Origin of the sequence: Actinospica sp., assembly GCF_035552695.1 — a bacterium.
GTDB lineage: Bacteria > Actinomycetota > Actinomycetes > Streptomycetales > Catenulisporaceae > Actinospica.
On the sequence record NZ_DASZKT010000217.1, the window covers coordinates 1 to 1,590 of the forward strand.

Sequence of the window (1,590 nt, forward strand, 5' to 3'; positions counted from 1 at the left end):
CTCTCCCTCTCCTTCTACGGAAAGCGCCCCGGCCCGGGGATGCGGCTGGACAAGCTGAGCATGCAGTTCGCCACAGCCGAGACCGGCCAGCTGACCGACGTCCTGGAGGCCTATGAGCGCCTGATCCTCGACACCCTGCGCGGAGATCACACACTGTTCACCACCGCAGAGGGGATCGAGAGCCTGTGGGAGCGCTCCGCTCCGCTGCTGGAGAACCCGCGGCCGGTGAAGCCGTACGCCCCCGGCTCGTGGGGCCCGAACGCGATCCATCAGCTCGTCGCGCCCAACGCCTGGCGGCTCCCGTTCGAACGCACCTGGCGCGGCAAGGAGTAGCAGCCGCGAGGACACGCGGTCCGCGACGGGCCGGTCGGCGCGTTCGGTACCGCGCGGACGGTGTCGACCCGGGCGCCCGCACCGATCAGGCGGTGATCCCGTGAATGTCGAGTTTGGCGACGAGTTCGGGGTCGTTGAACACGTCGATCGCGACGGCGCGGTCGCCGACCACCGTAAACGCGAGTACGGCGAACGGCCGGTCGCCGTCGAACGCGACCGCGCCGGCCGTGCCGTTGACCAGCGCCGGACGGACGTATGGCGCGAACCGACGGGCGCTCGCCGCCCCGCGCGCCACGTCCGCCGCGCCGTGCAGCGTGATGGGGTCGCCGTCGCGGCGGTGGGCGCGAAGCACGACGTCGGGGTGAAGTACGGCCACCAGTGCATCGAGATCGCCCTCGCGGGCGGCGGCGAAGTAGGCGTCCACGACCGCCCGCTGGCGGGCCAGGTCCGGGTCTGGCGGCGGCGCCGCCTCGCGCACTCGTCGCCGCGCGCGGCTGGCGAGCTGGCGTGTCGCCTGCGGGGAGCGGCTGACCATCGCGGCAATCTCGTCGAACGGGACGGCGAACATGTCGTGTAGCACGAACGCGAGTCGCTCGGCCGGGCTGAGCGTGTCGAGCACGACCTGCAGCGCGATCCCGACCGAGTCGGCCAGCAACGCTTCGTGCTCCGGATCGGTCCCGACGGCTGGATTGTCGATGATCGGCTCCGGCCGCAAGCCATCGAACGGCTGCTCGCCGCGCGCGCGGCGCGCGCGGAGCATGTTCAGGCAGATCCGGGCGACCACGGTCGTCAGCCACCGCTCGAGACTGTCGATCTGCTCGGCGTCTGTCCGCCGAAGCCGGAGCCACGCCTCTTGCATCGCGTCGTCGGCCTCGCTGACCGAACCGAGAATCCGGTAGGCGACCCCGCGGAGCTGGGGCCGCTGGCGGTCGAACCTGTTGGCCAGCTCGAGTTCGTCCACTGCTGTCACACCTTCCGGGTCTCGGGTGTCATACCGGACAGACCCCCCAACCTCACCCAATGTGACAGGAGCTGCCGGATGGCACGTATCGAGAAGGTGTCCAAGCGCGACGCTGGGCCGATGGTCAGGCTCATATACAGGCTCGGACCGAGGATGATGAAGAAGCTGGCCGGCCGCACGCCGGAGACCGGCAGCGGCCTGGAGCCGATGGAGATCTGGGCCTACCAGCCGAAGATGATGATGGGCATGGGCAAGTTCAACCAGGCCGTGCGCAAGGGCAAGTCCGTCGATGAGCG

The 1,590-nt window shown here is 70.1% G+C and carries 1 protein-coding gene and 2 pseudogenes; 2 read left to right on the forward strand and 1 reads right to left on the reverse strand.

Translation table 11 applies throughout. The features are described 5' to 3' along the window. Window positions 1-333: pseudogene (locus VG296_RS25045) on the forward strand (glucose-6-phosphate dehydrogenase); the annotation flags it as partial. An 85-nt stretch (window positions 334-418) separates the two neighbouring features. Here VG296_RS25045 and VG296_RS25050 read toward each other — a convergent pair. Continuing rightward, complete coding sequence (locus VG296_RS25050) at window positions 419-1,294, reverse strand: sigma-70 family RNA polymerase sigma factor (protein WP_325569749.1); 876 nt, start codon at window positions 1,292-1,294, stop codon at window positions 419-421. 78 nt (window positions 1,295-1,372) lie between these two features. On the opposite strand from VG296_RS25050, the pseudogene VG296_RS25055 reads away from it, so the two are divergent. Beyond that, a pseudogene (locus VG296_RS25055) lies at window positions 1,373-1,590 on the forward strand (hypothetical protein); the annotation flags it as partial.